The organism is Pseudomonas sp. LBUM1669 (assembly GCF_059695705.1).
Genome location: NZ_CP166784.1, coordinates 568,999 through 589,770, shown reverse-complemented (window position 1 = coordinate 589,770; position 20,772 = coordinate 568,999). Strand labels below are relative to the sequence as shown.

Annotated in this window: 19 protein-coding genes; 5 read left to right on the top strand and 14 right to left on the bottom strand. The window is 60.2% G+C overall.

All coding sequences use genetic code 11. From position 1 onward, the window contains the following. Positions 1 to 52: 52 nt before the first annotated feature. The 12 genes from ACA051_RS02675 to ACA051_RS02620 all read right to left on the bottom strand — a co-directional run bounded on the left by ACA051_RS02675 (position 53) and on the right by ACA051_RS02620 (position 15,058). On the bottom strand, positions 53 to 1,987 hold the full coding sequence (locus ACA051_RS02675) for a methyl-accepting chemotaxis protein (RefSeq protein ID WP_497373402.1): 1,935 nt from the start codon (positions 1,985 to 1,987) through the stop codon (positions 53 to 55). Positions 1,988 to 2,137: 150 nt separating this feature from the next. Then, on the bottom strand, positions 2,138 to 3,430 hold the full coding sequence (locus ACA051_RS02670) for an adenylosuccinate synthase (protein WP_010464193.1): 1,293 nt from the start codon (positions 3,428 to 3,430) through the stop codon (positions 2,138 to 2,140). A 54-nt stretch (positions 3,431 to 3,484) separates the two neighbouring features. Continuing rightward, complete coding sequence (locus ACA051_RS02665; RefSeq protein WP_109627704.1) at positions 3,485 to 4,672, bottom strand: ATP phosphoribosyltransferase regulatory subunit; 1,188 nt, start codon at positions 4,670 to 4,672, stop codon at positions 3,485 to 3,487. A gap of 315 nt (positions 4,673 to 4,987) precedes the next feature. After that, positions 4,988 to 5,857, bottom strand: a complete 870-nt coding sequence (gene hflC, locus ACA051_RS02660) for a protease modulator HflC (RefSeq protein ID WP_497297163.1) — start codon at positions 5,855 to 5,857, stop codon at positions 4,988 to 4,990. Beyond that, the gene (gene hflK, locus ACA051_RS02655) at positions 5,857 to 7,029 is read right to left on the bottom strand and encodes an FtsH protease activity modulator HflK (RefSeq protein WP_497307422.1); all 1,173 of its coding nucleotides are present in this window, start codon (positions 7,027 to 7,029) and stop codon (positions 5,857 to 5,859) included. The genes hflC and hflK overlap by 1 nt, the downstream gene beginning before the upstream one ends. A gap of 96 nt (positions 7,030 to 7,125) precedes the next feature. Beyond that, entirely contained in the window at positions 7,126 to 8,427 is a 1,302-nt protein-coding gene (gene hflX / locus ACA051_RS02650) for a ribosome rescue GTPase HflX (RefSeq protein WP_219093612.1), read from the bottom strand. A 12-nt stretch (positions 8,428 to 8,439) separates the two neighbouring features. Further along, a complete protein-coding gene (hfq, locus tag ACA051_RS02645) occupies positions 8,440 to 8,700 on the bottom strand; it encodes an RNA chaperone Hfq (RefSeq protein ID WP_007902656.1) in 261 nt (86 codons plus the stop codon). Between the two features lie 94 nt (positions 8,701 to 8,794). Then, positions 8,795 to 9,766, bottom strand: a complete 972-nt coding sequence (gene miaA, locus ACA051_RS02640) for a tRNA (adenosine(37)-N6)-dimethylallyltransferase MiaA (protein WP_497310530.1) — start codon at positions 9,764 to 9,766, stop codon at positions 8,795 to 8,797. After that, on the bottom strand, positions 9,766 to 11,664 hold the full coding sequence (gene mutL / locus ACA051_RS02635; RefSeq protein WP_497310529.1) for a DNA mismatch repair endonuclease MutL: 1,899 nt from the start codon (positions 11,662 to 11,664) through the stop codon (positions 9,766 to 9,768). The genes miaA and mutL overlap by 1 nt, the downstream gene beginning before the upstream one ends. An 8-nt stretch (positions 11,665 to 11,672) precedes the next feature. Continuing rightward, positions 11,673 to 13,052, bottom strand: coding sequence for an N-acetylmuramoyl-L-alanine amidase (locus ACA051_RS02630; protein ID WP_497375495.1), 1,380 nt, complete (start codon positions 13,050 to 13,052; stop codon positions 11,673 to 11,675). A gap of 48 nt (positions 13,053 to 13,100) precedes the next feature. After that, positions 13,101 to 13,571, bottom strand: coding sequence for a tRNA (adenosine(37)-N6)-threonylcarbamoyltransferase complex ATPase subunit type 1 TsaE (gene tsaE / locus ACA051_RS02625; protein ID WP_497373400.1), 471 nt, complete (start codon positions 13,569 to 13,571; stop codon positions 13,101 to 13,103). After that, complete coding sequence (locus tag ACA051_RS02620) at positions 13,559 to 15,058, bottom strand: NAD(P)H-hydrate dehydratase (RefSeq protein WP_497373398.1); 1,500 nt, start codon at positions 15,056 to 15,058, stop codon at positions 13,559 to 13,561. The genes tsaE and ACA051_RS02620 overlap by 13 nt, the downstream gene beginning before the upstream one ends. A gap of 63 nt (positions 15,059 to 15,121) precedes the next feature. Between ACA051_RS02620 and queG the strand changes: the two genes are divergently transcribed. Continuing rightward, positions 15,122 to 16,201: a tRNA epoxyqueuosine(34) reductase QueG gene (gene queG, locus ACA051_RS02615; RefSeq protein ID WP_497373396.1), complete on the top strand. Its 1,080-nt coding sequence runs from the start codon at positions 15,122 to 15,124 to the stop codon at positions 16,199 to 16,201. On the opposite strand, the gene ACA051_RS02610 is transcribed toward queG, so the two are convergent. Both ACA051_RS02610 and orn read right to left on the bottom strand, forming a co-directional pair. Continuing rightward, positions 16,183 to 16,794 carry a trimeric intracellular cation channel family protein gene (locus ACA051_RS02610; RefSeq protein ID WP_007945604.1) on the bottom strand — a complete coding sequence of 204 codons (612 nt, stop codon included), beginning with the start codon at positions 16,792 to 16,794 and terminating at the stop codon, positions 16,183 to 16,185. The two genes, queG and ACA051_RS02610, sit on opposite strands and share 19 nt — an antisense overlap. Before the next feature lie 212 nt (positions 16,795 to 17,006). After that, positions 17,007 to 17,549, bottom strand: a complete 543-nt coding sequence (gene orn, locus ACA051_RS02605; RefSeq protein ID WP_008048058.1) for an oligoribonuclease — start codon at positions 17,547 to 17,549, stop codon at positions 17,007 to 17,009. 107 nt (positions 17,550 to 17,656) lie between these two features. On the opposite strand from orn, the gene rsgA reads away from it, so the two are divergent. The 4 genes from rsgA (at position 17,657) to ACA051_RS02585 (ending at position 20,756) form a co-directional block, all read left to right on the top strand. After that, a complete protein-coding gene (gene rsgA, locus ACA051_RS02600) occupies positions 17,657 to 18,688 on the top strand; it encodes a small ribosomal subunit biogenesis GTPase RsgA (RefSeq protein WP_074873186.1) in 1,032 nt (343 codons plus the stop codon). Between the two features lie 212 nt (positions 18,689 to 18,900). After that, positions 18,901 to 19,308, top strand: a complete 408-nt coding sequence (locus ACA051_RS02595; protein WP_497297159.1) for a TIR domain-containing protein — start codon at positions 18,901 to 18,903, stop codon at positions 19,306 to 19,308. A gap of 3 nt (positions 19,309 to 19,311) precedes the next feature. Then, positions 19,312 to 20,271, top strand: coding sequence for a caspase family protein (locus ACA051_RS02590; RefSeq protein ID WP_497373394.1), 960 nt, complete (start codon positions 19,312 to 19,314; stop codon positions 20,269 to 20,271). Further along, positions 20,271 to 20,756, top strand: coding sequence for a toll/interleukin-1 receptor domain-containing protein (locus tag ACA051_RS02585; RefSeq protein WP_497307411.1), 486 nt, complete (start codon positions 20,271 to 20,273; stop codon positions 20,754 to 20,756). Before ACA051_RS02590 ends, ACA051_RS02585 begins: the two co-directional genes overlap by 1 nt. Positions 20,757 to 20,772 lie beyond the last annotated feature (16 nt).

Genomic DNA, 20,772 nt, shown 5'->3' with positions numbered 1-20,772 from the left:
GGTGCGACGATTCGACTTGCCCGCAAAGGCGTCAGACCCGCCAATACAAATCTTACGCCCTGAACTGCCCCAGGCTCGCCTTCAACTGCGCCGCCAACCCATCCAGCACCTTGCCGCTGGCCGTGGTTTCCACCACCGCCTGAGCCGCTTTCTCAGCCTGCGCATGAATCGTCTCAACCCGACCCCGCACCGCTTGCGCACCTTGTGCCTGATGCGCCGCTGCCTGGGTCGCCAGACCAATCGCAGCATGCACCTGCTCGACCGACGCCTGCACCGATTGCTGCAACCTAGCGCTGTCACGCAACACCAGCAACCCTTCATTGGCCTGACGCCCGGCCTGACCAATCGCAGCCACCGCTTCTCGCGCACCTTGCTGCAGGGCCACGATATGCGCCTGGATGTCGCCGGTAGAACTTTGGGTCTTGCTCGCCAACGCCCGGACTTCGTCCGCCACCACGGCAAAGCCGCGACCGGTTTCTCCGGCACGCGCCGCTTCGATGGCGGCGTTCAGGGCCAGCAGGTTGGTTTGCTCGGCGATCCCGTGAATCACGGTCAGTACCACTTCAATCTGCTCACTCTGCTGCGCCAGCCGCTCGATGACTTTCGCCCCGGTATCGACCTGCCCGGCCAATGCCTCGATGAGGCTGCCGACCTTGGCCGAAGTCCGAGTGTTTTCATCGGTGGCAGAACGAATGTCCACCACTTGCTGCAACGCCGCTTGCATGGCGTGGCTTTCTGATTGAGCTTCATCCGCCATCTGTGACAACGCACGCAGGCTTTCGGCCACTTCATCGCGCTGCATGCCCGCCGCCGCATCGGCTCCGGCATTGCGCAGGGTCATGGCGCCGATTTCCACGCCGGTGCGCTGGGCCACATCGCCCGCTTCGCGCACGATCGGCTGCAACTTATCCACAAAGCGATTGACCGCCGCGGCCATGTCGCCGATTTCGTCTTTGCTGTTGATCTGCACGCGCTTGGTCAGGTCACCCTCGCCCGCCGCCAAGTCATCCATCGCAGCGATGAGCATTTTCAAGCGATTGACCACTCGACGGCCCAACACAACAGCGAGCAACAGCAGCACACCGCAACCGACCAACGCCAGGAACATCCCGATGCGCCAGCGCAAGGTCGCCGCCGCTTCCTGCACGGTGCTGGTGGTGTTGGCTTTCATTTCAGAGGCCGTGGCCTGCGCGGAGGTGAGACGCGCACGCATCGCGGTGGCACTGTCGGCAGCCGCACCCTTGAGGCTGTCGCCGACCAGTTGATCTCCGCTGGCGATCAGCGCCGCAAAACGTTTATCCAGGGCCGCCAGATCGGTTTCCACTGAGGCGGTCGAGACACCCATCAAGACCTTGCCGATTTCCACGCCGTTGGGGTTGATCGAGGCTTCAAGGTAGTAGACCGACGGATCGTTCTTCGCCGCGTCCAGCACTTTGTCCAGCGCCCGCTCGCCCTGGCCTTTCTCCAACAGCGCCTTGTTGATCGGGTTTTCGCGATTGAGGTAGCGCGTCAAGTGCTGACCTGTCGCGTCGTCATATACCACGAACAACACGTTGGGATTGCGTTGGGCCCGACGGGCAAATTCGGACAGGGTTGGAACGTCGCTGTCCCACATGGCGCGAGGCGCGACCGAGGCCAGCAACTGCGCCATATCGTTGGCTGAATCCTTGAGATCCTTTTCCAACGTCGCACGCAATTGCACCTGCTCGTCTTTCAATCGCGTCGACAAGCTGGCGGTGAGTCGCTGACGGGTACTGGTGGAGAGATTGTCCAGGCTCGACGTGACTTCACGCCCCGCCTGCTCGAGTTCGCCAGACAGTTTTTGACTATCCGTCCCAAGACGCACGCCGAGATCGGCTTCAAGCGCAGTCACCGTGCTCCGAGTTAGGGCGACAGCCACCAGCACCTGCACCAAAAGGGCGATACCAAGGGTAACGAACACTGGCCGCAACAAACGGCTTTGTAACAATGAGAGAACGGCCGACACTTGGAATCCCTCTGCTTTGGCGCCATTAAATTGATGGCGCACTGGAAGCGATGCTTTTATTCAACATCACAGCAAAGGTCATGCCGTCCGGCAGGTATAAACGACAAAGGGCCCAATCAAGGGCCCTTTGCTTTCTACATCAACGACTTATTAAGCGAACGGGTGACGCAAAACGATGGTTTCGTTGCGGTCCGGGCCCGTCGAAATAATGTCAATCGGCGCACCGACCAACTCTTCGACGCGCTTGATGTAGTTGCGAGCAGCTTGTGGCAGCTCTTCCAGCGTCTTGGCACCGACGGTGGATTCAGTCCAGCCTGGCATCTCTTCGTACACCGGCTCCAGGCCGATGTAGCTGTCGGCGTCAGTCGGTGCGTCGATCACTGCACCATCCTGGTTCTTGTAGCCAACACAGATGTTGATGGTTTCCAGACCGTCCAGCACGTCCAGCTTGGTCAGGCACAGGCCCGAGATGCTGTTGACGTCGATAGCGCGACGCAGGATGACGGCATCGAACCAGCCGCAACGACGGGCACGGCCAGTGGTAGCGCCGAACTCGTGGCCACGCTTGGCCAGGAATGCACCCACGTCATCGAACAGCTCAGTCGGGAACGGACCCGAACCGACACGAGTGGTGTAAGCCTTGGTGATGCCCAGGATGTAATCCAGGTACATCGGGCCAAAACCGGAACCGGTGGCAATGCCGCCCGCGGTGGTATTGGAGCTGGTGACGTATGGGTAGGTACCATGGTCAATGTCCAGCAAGGAGCCCTGGGCGCCTTCGAACATGATGTCTTTGCCAGCGCGACGCAGCTCGTGCAGCTCGGCGGTGACGTCGAGCATCATCGGCTTCAGCAGCTCGGCGTATTCCATGCACTCGTCGAGCGTCTTCTGGAAATCGATGGCTGGTTCTTTGTAGTAATTGACCAGAACGAAGTTGTGGTAATCCAGCAACTCGCCCAGTTTGGCGGCGAAACGCTCACGGTGGAACAGGTCGCCGATGCGCAGGCCACGACGTGCAACCTTGTCTTCGTAAGCCGGGCCGATGCCGCGCCCGGTGGTGCCGATCTTCAGCTCGCCACGAGCCTTTTCACGGGCCTGGTCCAGCGCTACGTGGTAGGACAGGATCAGCGGGCAGGACGGGCTGATACGCAGGCGCTCACGCACCGGTACGCCTTTCTCTTCCAGCTTGATGATTTCCCGCAGCAGAGCGTCGGGTGCAACCACCACGCCGTTGCCGATCAGGCACTGCACGCCTTCACGCAGCACGCCCGACGGGATCAGGTGCAAGACGGTTTTTTCACCATCGATCACCAAGGTGTGACCCGCGTTGTGGCCACCCTGGTAGCGCACTACGGCGGCAGCATGTTCGGTCAGCAGATCAACGATCTTGCCTTTGCCCTCATCACCCCATTGGGTGCCCAGGACTACGACATTCTTACCCATAACACTTGTCCTCATTCGCGCAAACTTGGTGCCGGCCGCAGCCGACAGGAAAACTCAAGAAGCCAGTGGCGATACTTGCCAAAGCCCGTTCTGCTGAATCAATTGCCGGTCGCAGTCCGCTTCACGGGCGGCGGCCAAAGGTTGTCCAGGCAATGCCTGAACGACACGCTGACCCTCACTGCGCAACTGGCAAACCTGCTGCCAGAGTGCCGCATCCGTACTGTCAGGCATCCAGATACCGCCAGACGGTAGCTCGATCTCAGCACGCCCCAGGGTCACCAGGGTTTTCAAATCGGTAGAGAAGCCGGTTGCCGGACGAGCGCGACCGAAGTCGGCGCCGATGTCGTCGTAACGACCGCCCTGGGCAATGGACTGGCCAACACCCGGTACGAACACCGCGAACACGACACCGGTGTGGTAGTGGTAACCGCGCAACTCGCCCAGGTCGAAGTAAAGCGGTAATTCCGGGAAACGCGTGGACAGACGCTCGGCAATCGCCAGCAAATCGTCCAGCGCCGCCAGAACCGGTGCCGGCGCATTCGCCAGACGCTCGCGGGCAGCGCTCAATACTTCGCGACCGCCACACAGATCGACCAACGCGCGCAGCATGCCCGACAGATCGGCAGGCAAGCCTTCGGTCAAGGTAATGACCTCGTCGATTGCCTTGCGTTGCAATGCATCGAACAACTGTTGTTCAACTTCACCGGAAAGACCGGCCGCACGGGCCAAGCCGCGGTAGATGCCGACATGACCGAGGTCCATGTGCACATCCGGCACATCGGCCAGTTGCAGCATGGCCAGCATCAGGCTGATGACTTCCACGTCGCTGCTCGGGCTGGCATCGCCGTACAACTCGGCGCCCAGCTGGATCGGGCTGCGCGAGGACGACAAGGCGCGCGGCTGCGCATGCAGCACGCTGCCGGCGTAGCACAGACGGCTCGGGCCTTCGCGGCGCAGGGTGTGCGCATCGATGCGCGCCACTTGCGGCGTGATGTCGGCACGGAAACCCATCTGCCGGCCCGATTGCGGGTCGATGACCTTGAAGGTACGCAGATCGAGGTCCGAGCCCGCGCCGGTCAGCAGGGATTCCAGGTACTCGATATGGGGAGTTACGACAAACTCGTAACCCCAGCTCTGGAACAGATCCAACACCTGACGACGCGCGACTTCAATGCGCGCCGCCTCTGGTGGCAGTACTTCTTCGATGCCATCTGGCAGCAGCCAGCGGTCTACCGTTGCCATTACGCCATTCCCCTATGATCCGGGCGGCCAGCCGTTGGGCGAGCCTTGAGTGAAGCAGAAAATGGTCGGCTCATGTGCAAACCACGCGCATAAACAACGTGGCGAAAAGCCTGAAACCGGCTTCGCCAACCACTTTCCTCGAAAAACCTGTCGAGTCATTCAACTCGGGCGCCCGCTTAAAACAGCAATCAAACGTGCAGACGCAAAAAAGCCGGGAATTTCCCGGCTGCCGCATCATACACACGTTTTCCCAAAGGATCACCCCGCCCGAGGCTTTAGCCGCCAGGCGGGGGGATGATTCAGGTCAACGTCGTATCAAGGCTTGGCTTTTTCCAGGTAACGGAAGAAGTCGCTGCTTGGGTCCAGGACCATGACGTCGGATTTGTTCGCGAAGCTTTCACGGTAGGCGCGCAGGCTACGGTAGAAACCGTAGAACTCCTGATCCTGGCCGTAGGCCTTGGAGTAGATCGCAGCAGCCTGGGCATCACCGTCACCGCGAACCTCTTCAGATTCACGATAGGCTTCAGCCAGCAGCACGCGGCGTTGACGATCGGCGTCGGCACGGATGCCTTCTGCCAGCTCGTTACCCTTGGCGCGGTGCTCGCGAGCTTCACGCTCACGCTCGGAGCTCATACGCTCGAACACACTGCGGTTCACTTCTTTCGGCAGATCGATGGCCTTGACCCGGACATCGACCACTTCGATACCCAGCTCTTTTTCCGCCATCTTGTTAAGCGAGGCGGTGATGTCGGACATCAGCGCATCACGCTCACCGGACACCACTTCGTGCAGCGTGCGCTTACCGAACTGGTCACGCAGGCCCGATTCCAGACGACGGGACAGACGTTCGTCGGCAATCTGCTTGAGGCCGGAGGTCGCGGTGTAGTAACGCTCAGCGTCCTTCACGCGCCACTTGGCGTAGGCATCGACCATCACGGCTTTCTTTTCCAGCGTCAGGAAGCGTTGCGTCGGCGCATCCAGCGTCATCAGGCGTGCGTCAAATTTGCGCACCTGGTTAACGTAAGGCACTTTCACATGCAGGCCCGGCTGAACATCGGTCTGGACCACGCGACCGAACTGCAGCAGCACCGCACGCTCGGTCTGAGCCACGATGTAGAAGCAGTTCCAGGCAGCGATGGCCACGACGACGCCGACAATAAGGGCGATCAGCGATTTATTGCTCATCAGCGACTCTCCCTGGTACGTGCTTGCTGTTGCTGCAGATCAGCTGCCGCACGTGCATTCGCTTCATTGCTGGTGGCTGCCGCACCGGTCACCGGAGTGCTGGTGTTGCGACCACTTTCGACCATCTTGTCCAGCGGCAAGTACAGCAGATTGCTCTGGCCATTCTTGTTGCCGGTCACGAGCACCTTGCTGGTGTTGGTGAAGACTTCCTGCATGGTGTCCAGGTACAGACGCTCACGGGTCACTTCAGGAGCCTTGCGGTACTCGCTCACCAGTTTGGTGAAGCGATCGGCCTCACCCTTGGCGCGCGAGACGGTTTCGTCACGGTAGCCGTTGGCATCCTCGAGGATACGCTGGGCCTGACCACGGGCTTCCGGCACGACGCCGTTGGCGTAGGTTTCAGCCTGGTTGCGCGAACGCTGCTCGTCTTCACGGGCACGGATCACGTCATCGAAGGCTTCCTGCACTTCACGCGGTGCCGCTGCGCTCTGCACGTTCACCTGAGTGATGGTGATACCGGTGCGATAGGTATCCATGAAGCGTTGCAGACGCTCCTTGATCTCGCTGGCCATCAATTCACGACCTTCGGTCAGCACCTGATCCATCGCAGTGGAACCCACCACATGGCGCAAGGCACTTTCGGTCGCGTGCTGCAGGCTGATTTCCGGCTGATCAACGCTCAGCACGAAGTCCTGCAGGTTGCTGATCTTGTACTGCACGGTCAGCGGCACTTCGACGATGTTCTCGTCTTCAGTGAGCATTTGCCCCTGCTTGGTATAGGCACGCTCACGCGTGACGTTTTCCAGGTACTTGCGATCGATCGGCGGGAAGTAGATGTTCAGGCCCGGGCCGACGGTTTCGTAATACTTGCCGAAGCGCAGTACCACGGCTTGCTCCTGCTCGTCGACTACGTAGACCGCGCTGTACAGCCAGACGGCCGCCAACACGACCAGGCCGATGCCGAGCAGGCCGCCAAAGCCGCCACTCTTGCCCGAACCACCGCCGTCATCACCGCGTTTCTTACCACCACCGAACAACCCGTTCAGGCTTTCCTGCAGCTTTCGGAAGGCCTCGTCGAGATCCGGTGGTCCCTTGCGGTCGCCGTTATTGCGGCGTTTGCCACCCCAAGGATCCTGATTATTCGAGTTGCCACCCGGCTCATTCCAAGCCATAGCGCTCTCCATCTGATAAAGCAAAGACGCACCCACGGCGCGCCGACCAATGCTACAGAATGCCTGTCACCACGGCACAACCGCTTTCTCAGGCTTTTATTGCAAAGTGTGTTGCTCGATAAACTCCGTCGGCACAACGCCTTCACGGCTGACCAGCCGATTGAGCTCCGAACGCGGCAATCGAACGGCCAGCAAGCTGACACCTTCTTCGTCGTGTTCTTCTTTCTGCACCGCACCGAGTTCAAAAAACTGTGCACGCAGTCGAGCGAATCGTTGCGGCAGGCGCAAGGTACCGATAAACAACTCACTGCCAAGCAACTCGGCAATGGCTTGCTCAAGCAATTCCAGACCAGTGCCATCACGCGCCGACAGCCAGACCCGCTGGGGCTTGCCGTTTTCGTCGCGCTGAATTTGTGGCTCAACGCCTTCAAGCAAATCGAGTTTGTTATAGACCTCGAGGATCGGCAAGTCCTGGGCACCAATCTCGCCCAACACCACCATCACCTGCTCGATCTGCAACATGCGATCTGGTTCGGCCGCATCGATCACGTGCAACAGCAGGTCGGAGTTGCTCGACTCTTCGAGGGTAGACCGAAATGCCTCGACCAGCTTGTGGGGCAAGTGGCGAATGAAACCCACAGTGTCAGCCAGGACAATCGGCCCCAGGTCGTCTAGCTCCAGACGGCGCAAGGTCGGGTCCAGCGTGGCAAACAACTGGTCAGCCGCGTACACGTCGGATTTCGTCACGTTATTGAAGAGCGTGGATTTACCGGCGTTGGTGTACCCCACCAGCGACACGGTAGGGATATCCGCACGCATACGGCCACGTCGCGACTGTTCGCGCTGGCTGCGCACTTTCTCCAGCCGGCCCTTGATCTGTCGCAGGCGAACCCGCAGCAAACGGCGGTCGGTTTCGAGTTGGGTTTCACCCGGGCCACGCATGCCGATACCGCCACCTTGACGCTCAAGGTGAGTCCAGCCACGAACCAGCCGGGTGCTCATGTGATCAAGCTGGGCCAGTTCTACCTGGAGCTTGCCTTCATGGGTACGGGCGCGCTGAGCGAAAATATCGAGAATCAGACCGGTGCGGTCGATCACGCGACACTCGAAAACACGTTCGAGGTTACGTTCCTGACTGGGCGTAAGGATGTGATTGAAGATCACCAGATCTGCCTTCTCGGCATGGACCAGGTCGCGAAGTTCCTCGACCTTGCCGCTGCCAATCAGGAATTTGGCGGTTGGCCGATGACGCGGCACGTTAAAAAACGCAACGGTCTCGGCGCCGGCCGAATTAGCCAACTCCTGAAACTCCTGCGGATCTTCGCGCGCCTCAGGGTCCTGTCCATCCAAGTGAACGAGAATTACTCGTTCACCACCACCGTGGCGCTCAAAGAACAAAGGAGACTCCTATCAGGCGTTACCTGGCTCAGCGTCACCCGCTTCGGATTCGGTTGCGCTAGGCAGACGAATTGGACGAACCGGCACCACTGTAGAGATAGCGTGTTTGTAAACCATCTGGCTGACGGTGTTTTTCAGCAGGATAACGAACTGGTCGAAAGACTCGATCGTGCCTTGCAGTTTGATCCCGTTCACCAGGTAGATGGACACCCCAACTTTCTCTTTACGTAAAGTATTCAAGTAAGGGTCTTGTAGCGAATGCCCTTTTGACATGTGCCGCACTCCTTTAAGGATTCAATATAAAAAATAGGTAAACAGATGGCTTGTGGCCGTCACACCCCCAAGGATAGACGGCAATTGCAAGGACTCAGCTCAATATGGAGATGGTCCCCAGGTATTTCAAGGCGCGCGGCAGATTGTCGCAATCCAGGCTGTCCAACCAGTGTAAATCAGCCCAACTGCGCAGCCAGGTGAACTGACGCTTTGCCAATTGGCGCGTGGCAATGATTCCACGCTCCTGCATTTCGGCTTGGGTCAGCTTGCCATCCAGGTAGTCCCAGACTTGTCGGTAGCCTACCGCACGTATAGACGGCAACCCTGAATGCAGGTCACTTCGCTTACGCAGGGCTACGACCTCGTCAATGAATCCCTGTTCCAACATAACTGTGAATCTTTGTTTAATTCGCTCGTGCAGTACCTGGCGATTTGCCGGAGCAATGGCCAAGTTCGCGACAGTATAGGGCAATTGTTGCAGTCCCGAAGCGGCTGCTTCAGTACTTTGCGCACTTTGTCTCAGTCGCAGCTCGGTCATGCTCTGACCGCTGACGCGATAAACTTCCAGCGCTCGACTGAGCCGCTGCGGATCGTTCGGATGAATTCGCGCCGCCGAAACCGGATCAATGAGCGCCAATTGTTCGTGCAGGGCTTGCCAGCCAAGGCGTGCAGCCTCTTCTTCGATCTGCGCACGAACCTCGGGATCGGCCGCCGGCATTTCTGCCAGTCCTTCGACCAAAGCCTTGTAGTAGAGCATCGTGCCGCCTACAAGCAGCGGAATTTTGCCCCGCGAAGTGATCTCGGCCATCGCCTCAAGCGCATCACGGCGAAAATCCGCCGCCGAATAGCTCTCGGCCGGGTCAAGAATATCGATCAACCGGTGCGGAAACTCGGCCAGAATCTCTTTCGAAGGCTTGGCGGTGCCGATGTCCATGCCGCGATAGACAAGCGCCGAGTCGACACTGATCAGCTCGCAAGGCAGCACTTTGGTGAGCTCGATGGCCAGATCAGTCTTGCCCGCTGCGGTCGGGCCCATCAGGAAAATCGCAGGTGGGAGCTGGCTCATCAACGACCGCGCAAGAACAGTTTGTCCAGATCGTCCAGGCCCAATTGGGTCCAGGTCGGTCGGCCATGGTTGCATTGACCGCTGCGCTCGGTGTTCTCCATGTCCCGCAGCAGACCGTTCATTTCCGGCAGTGCCAGACGCCGGTTCGCCCGAATCGCGCCGTGGCAGGCCATGGTGCCAAGCAGTTCGTTGAGGTGCGCCTGGATACGGTCACTGGTGCCGTATTCCATCAGATCGGCCAATACATCACTCACCAATCGATTGGCTTCGGCTTGCTTGAGCAAGGCCGGGATCTGCCGGATCGCCAATGTTTCCGGGCCAAGTCGCTGCAGTTCGAAGCCCAGACGCTGGAACCAGGCGACGTTTTCTTCGGCACAATCGCCTTCGCGCTCACTCACCGCCAACGATTCCGGCACCAACAGCGGCTGGCCGCTCAGGCCTTCGCTGGCCATGGCGATTTTCAGGCGCTCGTACATGATCCGTTCGTGGGCCGCGTGCATGTCCACCAGCACCAGCCCTTGGGCGTTTTCCGAAAGAATGTAGATGCCTTTGAGTTGCGCCAAGGCGTAACCCAGCGGTGGAATATCGTCCTGCCCGGCCGGAAGTGCAGCTGCGTTGGCTTCTGGCAGCGGCGCAAAAAATTCCTTGTACGCAGCCTGAGCCTCAGCCGCCGGCACGCCGGACTGAGGACGTGGCGTGTATTGATACTGATAACCGGCGCCAGCGCCCGAGCCCGCCAGCGTATTGAACGACGGTTGTGCCTGCGGCTGCTCCAGCAACGCGTTGGCCGCCAGGCGCATTTCACCCTGCGGACCGAACTCGCCCGCATCGATACCGCTCGGTCGAACGATCGCCGTCGCCACCGGTGCAGCCAGATGATCATCCGGACGCACGTCGCCCAAGGCGCGGTGCAAGGTGCCGTAGAGGAAGTCGTGAACCATGCGCCCGTCACGGAAGCGTACTTCGTGCTTGGTCGGGTGCACGTTGACGTCGACACCGGCCGGATCGACTTCGAAAAACAGCACGAACGTCGGGTGCCGACCATTGAACAGCACGTCGCGATACGCCTGGCGCACCGCGTGGGCCACCAGTTTGTCGCGCACGGCACGGCCGTTCACAAAGAAATACTGCAAATCCGCCTGGCTGCGGTTGAACGTCGGCAACCCAACCCAACCCCACAAATGCAGGCCATTGCGCTCGATCTCGATCGGCAGCGCCTGCTCCAGGAAACCCGAGCCGCAAATCGCCGCCACTCGCCGCGCGCGGGCAGCGTCGTCATGTGCTTCATGCAGGCTGAGGATGGTCTTGCCGTTGTGGCGCAAATGAAACGCCACGTCGAAACGCGCCAACGCCAGCCGCTTGATCACTTCTTGCAGGTGATCGAATTCGGTTTTTTCGGTCTTGAGGAATTTTCGCCGCGCCGGGGTGTTGAAGAACAGGTCGCGGACTTCCACCGAGGTGCCCACAGGATGGGCTGCGGGTTGGACACGAGGCGCCATGTCCCGGCCTTCGGTCTCGACCTGCCAAGCCTGATCGGCATCCTTGGTCCGGGACGTCAGGGTCAAACGTGCCACGGAGCTGATCGAGGCGAGTGCTTCGCCGCGAAACCCGAGGCTCATGACCTGCTCGAGGTCTTCCAGGTTGCGGATCTTGCTGGTGGCGTGTCGCGCCAGGGCCAGCGGCAAGTCATCGGCCGAAATGCCGCTGCCGTCATCGCGCACCCGCAGCAGCTTGACACCGCCCTGTTCCACATCGACATCGATACGCTTGGCGCCGGAGTCGAGGCTGTTTTCCAACAGCTCCTTGATCACCGAGGCCGGACGTTCAACCACCTCACCGGCGGCAATCTGGTTCGCCAGTCGCGGGCTGAGCAGCTCGATGCGAGCCGTGTTGGACAGCACCTGATTCATTCTTTGGACGCCAGTTCTGTGCCGGGAATGGTCAGGGTCTGACCGATTTTCAGCTCGTCGCTTTTCAGGTTATTAGCGCTGCGCAAGGTGGCCGGAGACACCTGGTAACGCACGGCAATCATCGCCAGCGTCTCGCCCGGGTTTACCCGGTGGTCACGCGGGCCTTGGGCGATCTTGCCGGAATCACGCAACCAGGCGATGTAGGTGCCCGGTGGCGGGTTCTGCTGGAAGAACTGGCGCACGCCGCTGCTGATCGAACGCGCCAGCGCCTGCTGGTGGTTCGCCGCAGCTAGCTTGGAGGCTTCGTTGGCGTTGGAGATGAACCCGGTTTCCACCAGGATCGACGGGATGTCCGGCGACTTCAACACCATGAACCCGGCCTGCTCCACACGCTGTTTGTGCAGTGGCGTGACGCGACCGATGTTGCTCAAGACTTTTTGGCCAACGTTCAGGCTGGACGTCAGGGAGGCGGTCATCGACAAATCGAGGAGCACACCCGCGAGCATGCGGTCCTTGTCGTCGAGGCTGACGTTGCCGGCACCGCCGATCAAGTCGGAGCGGTTTTCGCTATCGGCCAGCCAACGCGCCGTCTCCGATGTAGCGCCGCGATCAGACAGGGCGAATACCGATGCACCGAAGGCTGCGGCCGAAGGCGCGGCATCGGCGTGGATCGAGACGAACAGGTCAGCACCTTTTTTGCGGGCGATTTCGGTACGGCCACGCAGCGGAATGAAGTAGTCGCCGGTACGGGTCAGTTCGGCGCGGAAGCCTTTCATGCCGTTGACCTGGCGTTGCAATTCGCGGGCGATGGCCAGCACCACGTCTTTTTCACGCTGACCACGAGAGCCCGAAGCACCCGGGTCTTCGCCGCCGTGGCCGGCGTCGATCACCACGATGATGTCGCGTTTGCCGGCAGGCGCAGGCGGCAGCTTCACTGCGGGCTCTACCGGAGTCACCGGCACCGGGGCCACCGTCGCGACGTTGGTCGGCACCGGTATAGGTGCGGCATCGGCGGCGTTATCGAACAGGTCGACCACCAGGCGATTGCCGTACTGGGCGTTTGGCGCCAGGGTGAAGCTTTTTGGTGTGACGGCTTTTTTCAGGTCGATGACCACCCGCAGGTCGGTCGGCGTGCGTTGAGCCGAGCGCATGGCGGTGATCGGGGTATTGGCGCTGTTGACGTTCAGTGGCGCACCAAGAGTGGCGCCATTGATGTCGATCACCAGCCGATCCGGGGAGGTCAGGGTGAACACACTGTGCTGCACCGGCCCCGTCAAGTCGAACACCAACCGTGTGTTGTCCGGCGCCCGCCACAGGCGCACGCTGTTGACCTTAGTCTCGGCCACAGCGTCGACGGTCACCGCCAAAAACAACATCCCTACGGCAGCTACCATCGCGCGAAAGCGCATACCTGACCCCATCATTTAATTGGTTTCCAATGCCAAAGCGGCACACCACGACTCGCCGCGCGAGCCCTGGGACAAAATTTTCAGCGAACGCCCGCTGTCTTGCGGGCTAATGGTAATGGTCAGGTCGGGCTTTGGCAAAAAGCCTGCACCCTTCTGGGGCCATTCGATCAGGCACAACGCGTCGTCATCGAAGTAATCGCGGATACCGAGGTACTCAAGTTCTTCCGGATCGACCAGCCGATAGAGGTCGAAATGGAAGGCCCGGATGTCACCGATCTCGTAGGGCTCGACCAGGGTGAATGTAGGGCTCTTTACTGCTCCGACATGCCCCAGACCACGGATGATGCCCCGTGACAGCGTGGTTTTCCCCGCCCCCAGATCGCCCTCCAGAAAAATCAGACCGTGCCCTTGCGTGGTTTGTGCGATGCGTGCGCCAAATGCGGTCATCGCCTCTTCATCGGCCAGGTACAGGGTTACTTCAGACACGGTGCTTGCTCCTCCAACAACTGACGAATGGCTGGGATCAGATCACTGGCCGCCAGCCCGCGGCCCGATTTACCTTCTTGCGCGCCGGCATTGGCGTGCAGCCAGACCGCCAGGCAGGCGGCGTCGAACGCGTCCATGCCCTGGGCCAGCAATGCGCCGACCAGACCGGCCAACACATCCCCCAACCCCGCAGTGGCCATGGCTGGATGCCCCTGATGACACAACGACAGGCGCCCATCGGGGCTGGCGATGAGGCTGCCGGCGCCTTTGAGAATCACAACAGCTGTATATTTTTTGCTCAACGCGCGAGCCGCAGCCGGGCGATCAGCCTGAACCTCGGCAGTGCTGATCCCCAGCAACCGCGCCGCCTCACCCGGATGCGGCGTGATCACGCAGTCGGTGGGCAGGCTCACGTGCTTCGAAGCCAGCAAATTCAACGCATCGGCGTCCCAGACTTGCGGCAACGGCGCGTTGGCCGCCGCCGACAAAAGGCTGCGCCCCCAGGCAGCCTGACCCAGGCCCGGGCCGACCACCAGCACGGAAACCTTTTGCAGCAGTTCCATCAGTTGATTGGCCGACGAAGCCCCCAACACCATGGCCTCGGGAATTCTCGCCAACGCCGCCGGGACATGCTCATTGCGCGTGGCCACAGACACCATGCCCGCACCACTGCGCAACGCGCTCTGTGCGCTCAGCAAAATGGCACCGCCGAAGCCACGATCACCGCCGATCAGCAAGACGTGGCCGAATATACCTTTATGGGCGGTTGGCGCACGACCCGCCAGACGCGGCAAATTGCCGGCTGTCAGACGACGGGCATCAACGGCAACCCCATTAAAAGACTCGGCGCTGGCTTGCAGATCATTGAACACCAACTCACCGACCACATCCGCCGCGTCGCCCGTAAACAGTCCCAACTTCAATCCAATGAACGTCACAGTCAGATCAGCTCGAACAGCGGTGCCCAATATGCGCCCTGTATCGGCGCACAATCCCGAAGGGATATCCACCGCCGCCACCGACAATCCACTGGCGTTGATCGCAGCGATCGCGCTGGCGAAGGGCTCTCGCACTTCCCCGGTCAAACCGGTGCCGAGCAAGGCGTCCAGCACGATCCCACGCAATTCCGACTGCGCAGTGAAGGTTTGAACCGCAATGCCCTCGGACACAGCCTCGGCATGAGCCAGCGCCGCATCGCCCTGCAAACACTGGGGATCACCGGCCGCCACCACCCGGACATGCCAACCGGCACGCCGCGCCAGCACCGCCACCAGATAACCATCGCCCGCGTTATTGCCGTGACCGGCCACCACGCTCAATTCATTCGCCGACGGCCACTGACGGACCAGCGCACGCCAGGTCGCTCGCGCTGCGCGCTGCATCAATTCGAAGCCCGGCGTGCCGGCCGCGATCAGGTTCGCATCGAGGGCTCGCACGTGCGCGGCACTGTACAGCGCGTCGGGTAAATCATCTTTAGTGTGCGGCATGCGTCTCCGGGCTCCGATGTCTGGCAGAATTATACGCACCTCAGCTCCGGTTTCTCTCGCCTCATGCCCGCTATTACTACAGACCTGCCCGCCCTCGCCCAATCCATCAAGGACTGGGGCCGCGAGCTGGGCTTTCAGCAAGTCGGCATCAGCGGCCTGGACCTGGCCGAGCATGAGCAGCACCTGGAGCGCTGGCTCGCGGCCGGCTACCACGGCGAAATGGACTACATGGGCGCCCACGGCAGCAAACGCTCCCATCCCGAAGAGCTCGTCCCCGGTACGTTGCGCGTGGTTTCCCTGCGCATGGACTACCTGCCCGGTGACACCCAAATGGCGCAATTGCTGGCGCAACCGGAAAAAGCCTACGTATCGCGTTATGCCTTGGGCCGCGATTACCACAAATTGATCCGTAAACGTGTGCAACAACTGGCAGAAAAAATTCAGGCGGTCATTGGGCCGTTCGGCTACCGCGCCTTCGTCGACAGCGCACCGGTGCTGGAAAAAGCCATCGCGCAAAAGGCCGGCCTGGGCTGGATCGGCAAAAACACCCTGGTCTTGAATCGCAAGGCCGGCAGTTACTTCTTCCTCAGCGAGCTTTTTGTCGATCTGCCGCTGCCGGTCGATCCACCGCACAGCACCGAACATTGCGGCCGCTGCACGGCATGCCTGGACATTTGCCCGACCAACGCCTTCGTCGGCCCGTATGTGCTGGACGCCCGGCGCTGCATCTCTTACCTGACCATCGAGCTGAAAAGTGCGATCCCCGAAGACTTGCGCCCGTTGATCGGCAATCGGGTGTTCGGTTGCGATGACTGCCAGATCGTCTGCCCGTGGAACCGCTTCGCCCGCCCGTCCGGCGAAAGCGACTTCAAGCCACGGCACAACCTGGACAACGCCGAGTTGGCCGAACTGTTCATGTGGGATGAGGACAGGTTCCTCAGCAGCACCGAAGGTTCACCGCTGCGCCGTGCCGGTTACGAGCGTTGGTTGCGCAATCTTGCGGTGGGATTGGGGAACGCGCCGTCGAGCATTCCGGTGTTGGAAGCGTTGAAGGCGCGCCGCGACTTTCCGTCGGAACTGGTACGGGAACATGTCGAATGGGCGCTGAAACAACACGCCGACCGTCAAGCCTCGTCGTTATAAACGAACTTAGGCATTTCCCAGTGGAAACGGATCGCCAGCAACCGCAGCAGGAAGCCGCCAAACAAGGTGATGAGAATCGCCTGTTCGCCGGGCAATTGCAGGTAAATGCAGAGCATGTAGCACCACGCTGCAGCGAACGAGACGCTGGCGTAGAGTTCGCGGCGGAAGATCAGGGGGATGTCGTTGCAGAAGATATCGCGCAGGATGCCGCCGAAAACCCCGGTGATCACGCCACTGACCGACGCCACCAGCATGCCGTGGCCCATTTCCAGCGCAGTCATGCAGCCGATCAGGGTAAATGCCACTAGCCCCACGGCGTCGAGCACCAGAAACAGCGAGCGCAAGTGGCGCATCCAGCGTGCGGCGAAGACGGTGAACATCGCCGCGATCGAGGTCAACACCAGGTATTCCGGGTGTTTGACCCAGGTCAGCGGATAGTGACCGAGCAACACATCACGCACCGAACCGCCACCGAGCGCCGTGATGCACGCGATCAGCACCACACCAAACCAGTCCATGCCACGACGGCCGGCAGACAGGGCACCGGTCATGGCTTCGGCGGTGATGGCGATCAGGTAGAGCATCAGCAACATGGTGGCGGTCCTTGCAGAAAGGCGCGCAGTCTAGCCATTTAGTCCCGGCACCAAAAGAGGGCGATCACCCACGAAGACCGAGTCGACTGCTTCGCGGGCAAGCCTCGCTCCTACGTGCACAACGCAGATCCCGTAGGAGCCGGCTTGCTGGCGATGGCGTACTCAAGGGCCCCATCGCCAGCAAGCCGGCTCCTACAATCCGTATTCCAGACTTAGAACTTGATGAAGTGCTTGCGGTAGTGCTGCAACTCGGCGATGGATTCGCGGATGTCGTCCAGGGCCAGGTGGGTGCTACCCTTTTTGAAGCTATCGCGCACGTCCGGCGCCCAGCGTGCGGCCAACTCTTTAAGAGTCGACACGTCGAGGTTGCGGTAATGGAAGTAGCTTTCCAGGGATTTCATGTGGGTATAAAGGAAGCGACGGTCCTGGCAGATGCTGTTGCCACAGATCGGCGACTTGCCCTTCGGCACCCATTGCTCCAGGAAGGCGATAGTTTCGGCTTCGGCCTCGGCCATGCTGATGCGGCTGTCGCGAACGCGCTGGGTCAGCCCGGAGCCGCCGTGTTGACGGGTATTCCACTCATCCATGCCAGCGAGAATCTCGTCGCTGTGGTGAATGGCGATCACCGGCCCTTCGGCCAAGGTGTTCAAGTCACTGTCAGTGACGATGGTGGCCATCTCGATGATGACGTCGGTATCAGGGTTCAGACCGGTCATTTCCAGGTCGATCCAGATCAGATTCTGCGGGTTTTGCATGTGTCGGCTCCTAGGCAATGCTGCGCAGTTTAGCCTAGGGCGGCGCCCGGGCGTGCTAAACTCGCGGCCGTTTTACCTAATCGCTGCATTCTTGATACGGAACACCCATGGCCAAACGCCAACTCAATCGTCGTCAAAACTGGCGCATCGAAAAGATTCAGGGCGAACGCGCTGCCCGCGCCGCCAAACGCGAGTCCTCAGCTGTCGAGGCACTTGAAGGTGGCGACCTGGGTCCGGAACAGACGGGCCTGGTGATCGCGCACTTCGGTGTGCAGGTCGAAGTCGAAGCGCTCGATGGCGATTTGGCGGGTCAGGTGTTCCGCTGCCATTTGCGCGCCAACTTGCCTGCACTGGTGACCGGCGATCAGGTGGTCTGGCGTGCCGGCAACCAGGGCATCGGTGTGATCGTGGCGCAACTGCCGCGTAAAACCGAACTCTGCCGTCCAGACAGCCGTGGTCAGCTCAAGCCTGTTGCCGCCAACGTCGACATGATTGTCATCGTCTTCGCCCCGCTGCCTGAGCCTCATGCGAACTTGATCGACCGTTACCTGGTGGCTGCTGAGCACGCCGGCATCCGGCCACTGCTGTTGCTCAACAAATTCGACCTGATCGACGAGCAGAACGCCCCCGCGCTGAATGCCTTGCTGGCGGTTTACCGCACGCTGGGTTACCCGGTGCTGGAAGTCTCGGCGCACCATGGCAATGGCATGGAGCAATTGCAGGCACAACTGGACGGGCACATCAGCGTGTTCGTCGGCCAGTCCGGCGTCGGCAAATCCTCGTTGGTCAACACCCTGTTGCCTGAAGTCGAAGCCCGTGTCGGCCCGCTGTCCGAGCTGTCTGGCCAGGGTACCCACACCACCACGACCGCTCGGTTGTTCCACTTCCCCGGTGGCGGTGAGTTGATCGACTCCCCGGGTATCCGCGAATTCGGCCTGGGCCACGTCAGCCGCGCCGACGTCGAAGCCGGCTTCATCGAGTTCAACGACTTGATAGGCACCTGCCGCTTCCGCGATTGCAAACACGACCGCGAGCCGGGTTGCGCCCTGCTCAAGGCCCTGGAAGAGGGTCGCGTGCAGCAGCAGCGGATGAACAGTTATCGGTCGATTATCGCCAGCTTGCCCGAAACCAGCTACTAAACAGACACTCCAGCCGCCCCGATGCAGACGGGGCGGCGGGTTGTTCGTTGCGACCTGCAAATCCCCCCGTCTTTTAAACGTCAGACAGCTCTGTAGGACATTTGCGCGCCTGCTTGAAGGACCCGTCTCTTTAACCGCGCAGACCTTGTTGCGGCCATCCAAGTGCATACATTCAAGCCCTCTTCGCATTCCGGCGATACCGAGGGACATCCATGCAAACCTACCATTTGTTCATCAGCCATTCGTGGAACTACCCCCACGCCCACGACAACCTCGTGCGGCTGCTCAACGCTAAACCCGGCTTCACGTTCAAAAATTTTTCGGTGCCGCCGGACAACCCGATCATCGGCGCGAAAACTGACAAACAGCTGGAAGAAGCCATCGAAAACAAGATCCGGCCCTGCTCGGCGGTGCTGATCATGGCGGGGATGTATTCGACCTACAGCAAGTGGATCAACAAGGAAATCGAGATCGCCAAACGAATGGGCAAGGTGATCATTGCTGTCAAACCCTTTGGTGCGGAGCGGATTTCTGCCGTAGTGCGCCAGGCCGCACATGCCGAATGCGCCTGGAATACCAACAGCATCATCAGTGCCATTCGCACTCACGCGGCGGGTTGAACCATGCGCAAGGGATTGTTCATCGGGATCAACCATTACGCCCACGTCTCCCCGTTGAGCGGATGCAATAACGACGCGATGGCCATGGCCTCGGTGCTGGAGCGTCACGCCAACGGGCGGGCGAACTTCAGCAGCAAGGTGCTGACCTCAGCCGAAGACGACCTTTCGCTGACGGCCATGAAGCAGCACATCCAAAGCCTGTTTTCCGGCGATTGTGATGTGGCACTGCTGTATTTCGCCGGCCATGGCCAGTTCGATACCAGCATCGACGAAGGGCTGCTGATTCCTCAGGACTTTGCACCGGGTGGCGATGGCATTCGCATCAGCGACATATTGAGTTGGGCGGACAACGCCCCCCACATCAAGAACAAAATCATCATCCTCGACTGCTGCCAGGCCGGCGCAGCCGCAGCGATGCGCGGGTTACGCGGCGGCAACAGCGTCATCGGCGAAGGCATGACCATTCTCACCGCCTGCAAAAAAGACCAGGTTGCGCTCGAAGGTCGCGGTCACGGCGTGTTTACCGATCTGCTGCTGCAAGCGCTGCACGGCGGGGCCGCCAATGTGCTGGGCAAGGTCACTCCCGGCAGCGTGTATTCATTCGTCGACAATGCGCTGGGCGCGTGGGAACAACGGCCGGTGTTCAAGACCAATGTCTCGCAATTTGTCCCCTTGCGCGAGGTCACGCCACTGATCGCCGAAGAGACCCTGCGCAAACTCAAGGACTGGTTCCCGGAGCCCAGCCATGTCTTTGCACTCGACCCCAGCTACGAACCCACCGAAACATCGTTCGACCCGGACCACGGTGAAGTCTTCGCTCAATTGCAAAAATGCAATCGCCACAGCCTGATCGAACCGGTGGACGCCGAGCACATGTACTACGCCGCCATCCATTCCACCGGCTGCCGCCTCACGGCCCTGGGCGCCTATTACCGCGAACTCGCGATCAAGGGACATTTTTGATGCCAGTGTTTATCAGCTACCGCCATAGCGATCGGCCACACGCCATCGCCATCAACACCCGTCTGATTCAGGCCAACATCAAGACCTACTTCGACGTGCTGGATCCGGAGTCACAGACCACTGACGACATCACCGGGGTCATCACCCGCAACATCACTGCGTGCACGCATCTGATAGCAGTGGTGTCGGACAAGACCGCGCTGTCTTGGTGGGTACCGTTCGAAATCGGTGAAGCGACCATCAGTAACCGACGGATCTGCTCATTCAAGACAGAGCCGGCGAAACTGCCTCTGTACCTCGATAAATGGCCAAAGCTCAGCACCGACAAGGATCTGGAGTTTTTTATTGATGCCTATCGAGAAGAAGTGACGACCAAACGCTCAATGACATTGGATTCGATCAACGACTCCCTATACGGCACTTACAGACGCAATGCCGAACTGTTCCACGACCAGCTCAAAAATCGCATCCGGCGCGGTTTCTGACAGGCAAAAAAAAGCC

Excerpts from the sequence above, each read along its gene's own strand:
- ACA051_RS02670 (WP_010464193.1), bottom strand. The coding sequence starts at position 3,430 with ATGGGTAAGAATGTCGTAGTCCTGGGCACCCAATGGGGTGATGAGGGC.
- ACA051_RS02665 (WP_109627704.1), bottom strand. The coding sequence starts at position 4,672 with ATGGCAACGGTAGACCGCTGGCTGCTGCCAGATGGCATCGAAGAAGTA.
- hflC (WP_497297163.1), bottom strand. The coding sequence starts at position 5,857 with ATGAGCAATAAATCGCTGATCGCCCTTATTGTCGGCGTCGTCGTGGCC.
- hflK (WP_497307422.1), bottom strand. The coding sequence starts at position 7,029 with ATGGCTTGGAATGAGCCGGGTGGCAACTCGAATAATCAGGATCCTTGG.
- hfq (WP_007902656.1), bottom strand. The coding sequence starts at position 8,700 with ATGTCAAAAGGGCATTCGCTACAAGACCCTTACTTGAATACTTTACGT.
- miaA (WP_497310530.1), bottom strand. The coding sequence starts at position 9,766 with ATGAGCCAGCTCCCACCTGCGATTTTCCTGATGGGCCCGACCGCAGCG.
- ACA051_RS02630 (WP_497375495.1), bottom strand. The coding sequence starts at position 13,052 with ATGTTGTTTTTGGCGGTGACCGTCGACGCTGTGGCCGAGACTAAGGTC.
- ACA051_RS02620 (WP_497373398.1), bottom strand. The coding sequence starts at position 15,058 with ATGCCGCACACTAAAGATGATTTACCCGACGCGCTGTACAGTGCCGCG.
- queG (WP_497373396.1), top strand. The coding sequence starts at position 15,122 with ATGCCCGCTATTACTACAGACCTGCCCGCCCTCGCCCAATCCATCAAG.
- ACA051_RS02610 (WP_007945604.1), bottom strand. The coding sequence starts at position 16,794 with ATGTTGCTGATGCTCTACCTGATCGCCATCACCGCCGAAGCCATGACC.
- orn (WP_008048058.1), bottom strand. The coding sequence starts at position 17,549 with ATGCAAAACCCGCAGAATCTGATCTGGATCGACCTGGAAATGACCGGT.
- rsgA (WP_074873186.1), top strand. The coding sequence starts at position 17,657 with ATGGCCAAACGCCAACTCAATCGTCGTCAAAACTGGCGCATCGAAAAG.
- ACA051_RS02595 (WP_497297159.1), top strand. The coding sequence starts at position 18,901 with ATGCAAACCTACCATTTGTTCATCAGCCATTCGTGGAACTACCCCCAC.
- ACA051_RS02590 (WP_497373394.1), top strand. The coding sequence starts at position 19,312 with ATGCGCAAGGGATTGTTCATCGGGATCAACCATTACGCCCACGTCTCC.
- ACA051_RS02585 (WP_497307411.1), top strand. The coding sequence starts at position 20,271 with ATGCCAGTGTTTATCAGCTACCGCCATAGCGATCGGCCACACGCCATC.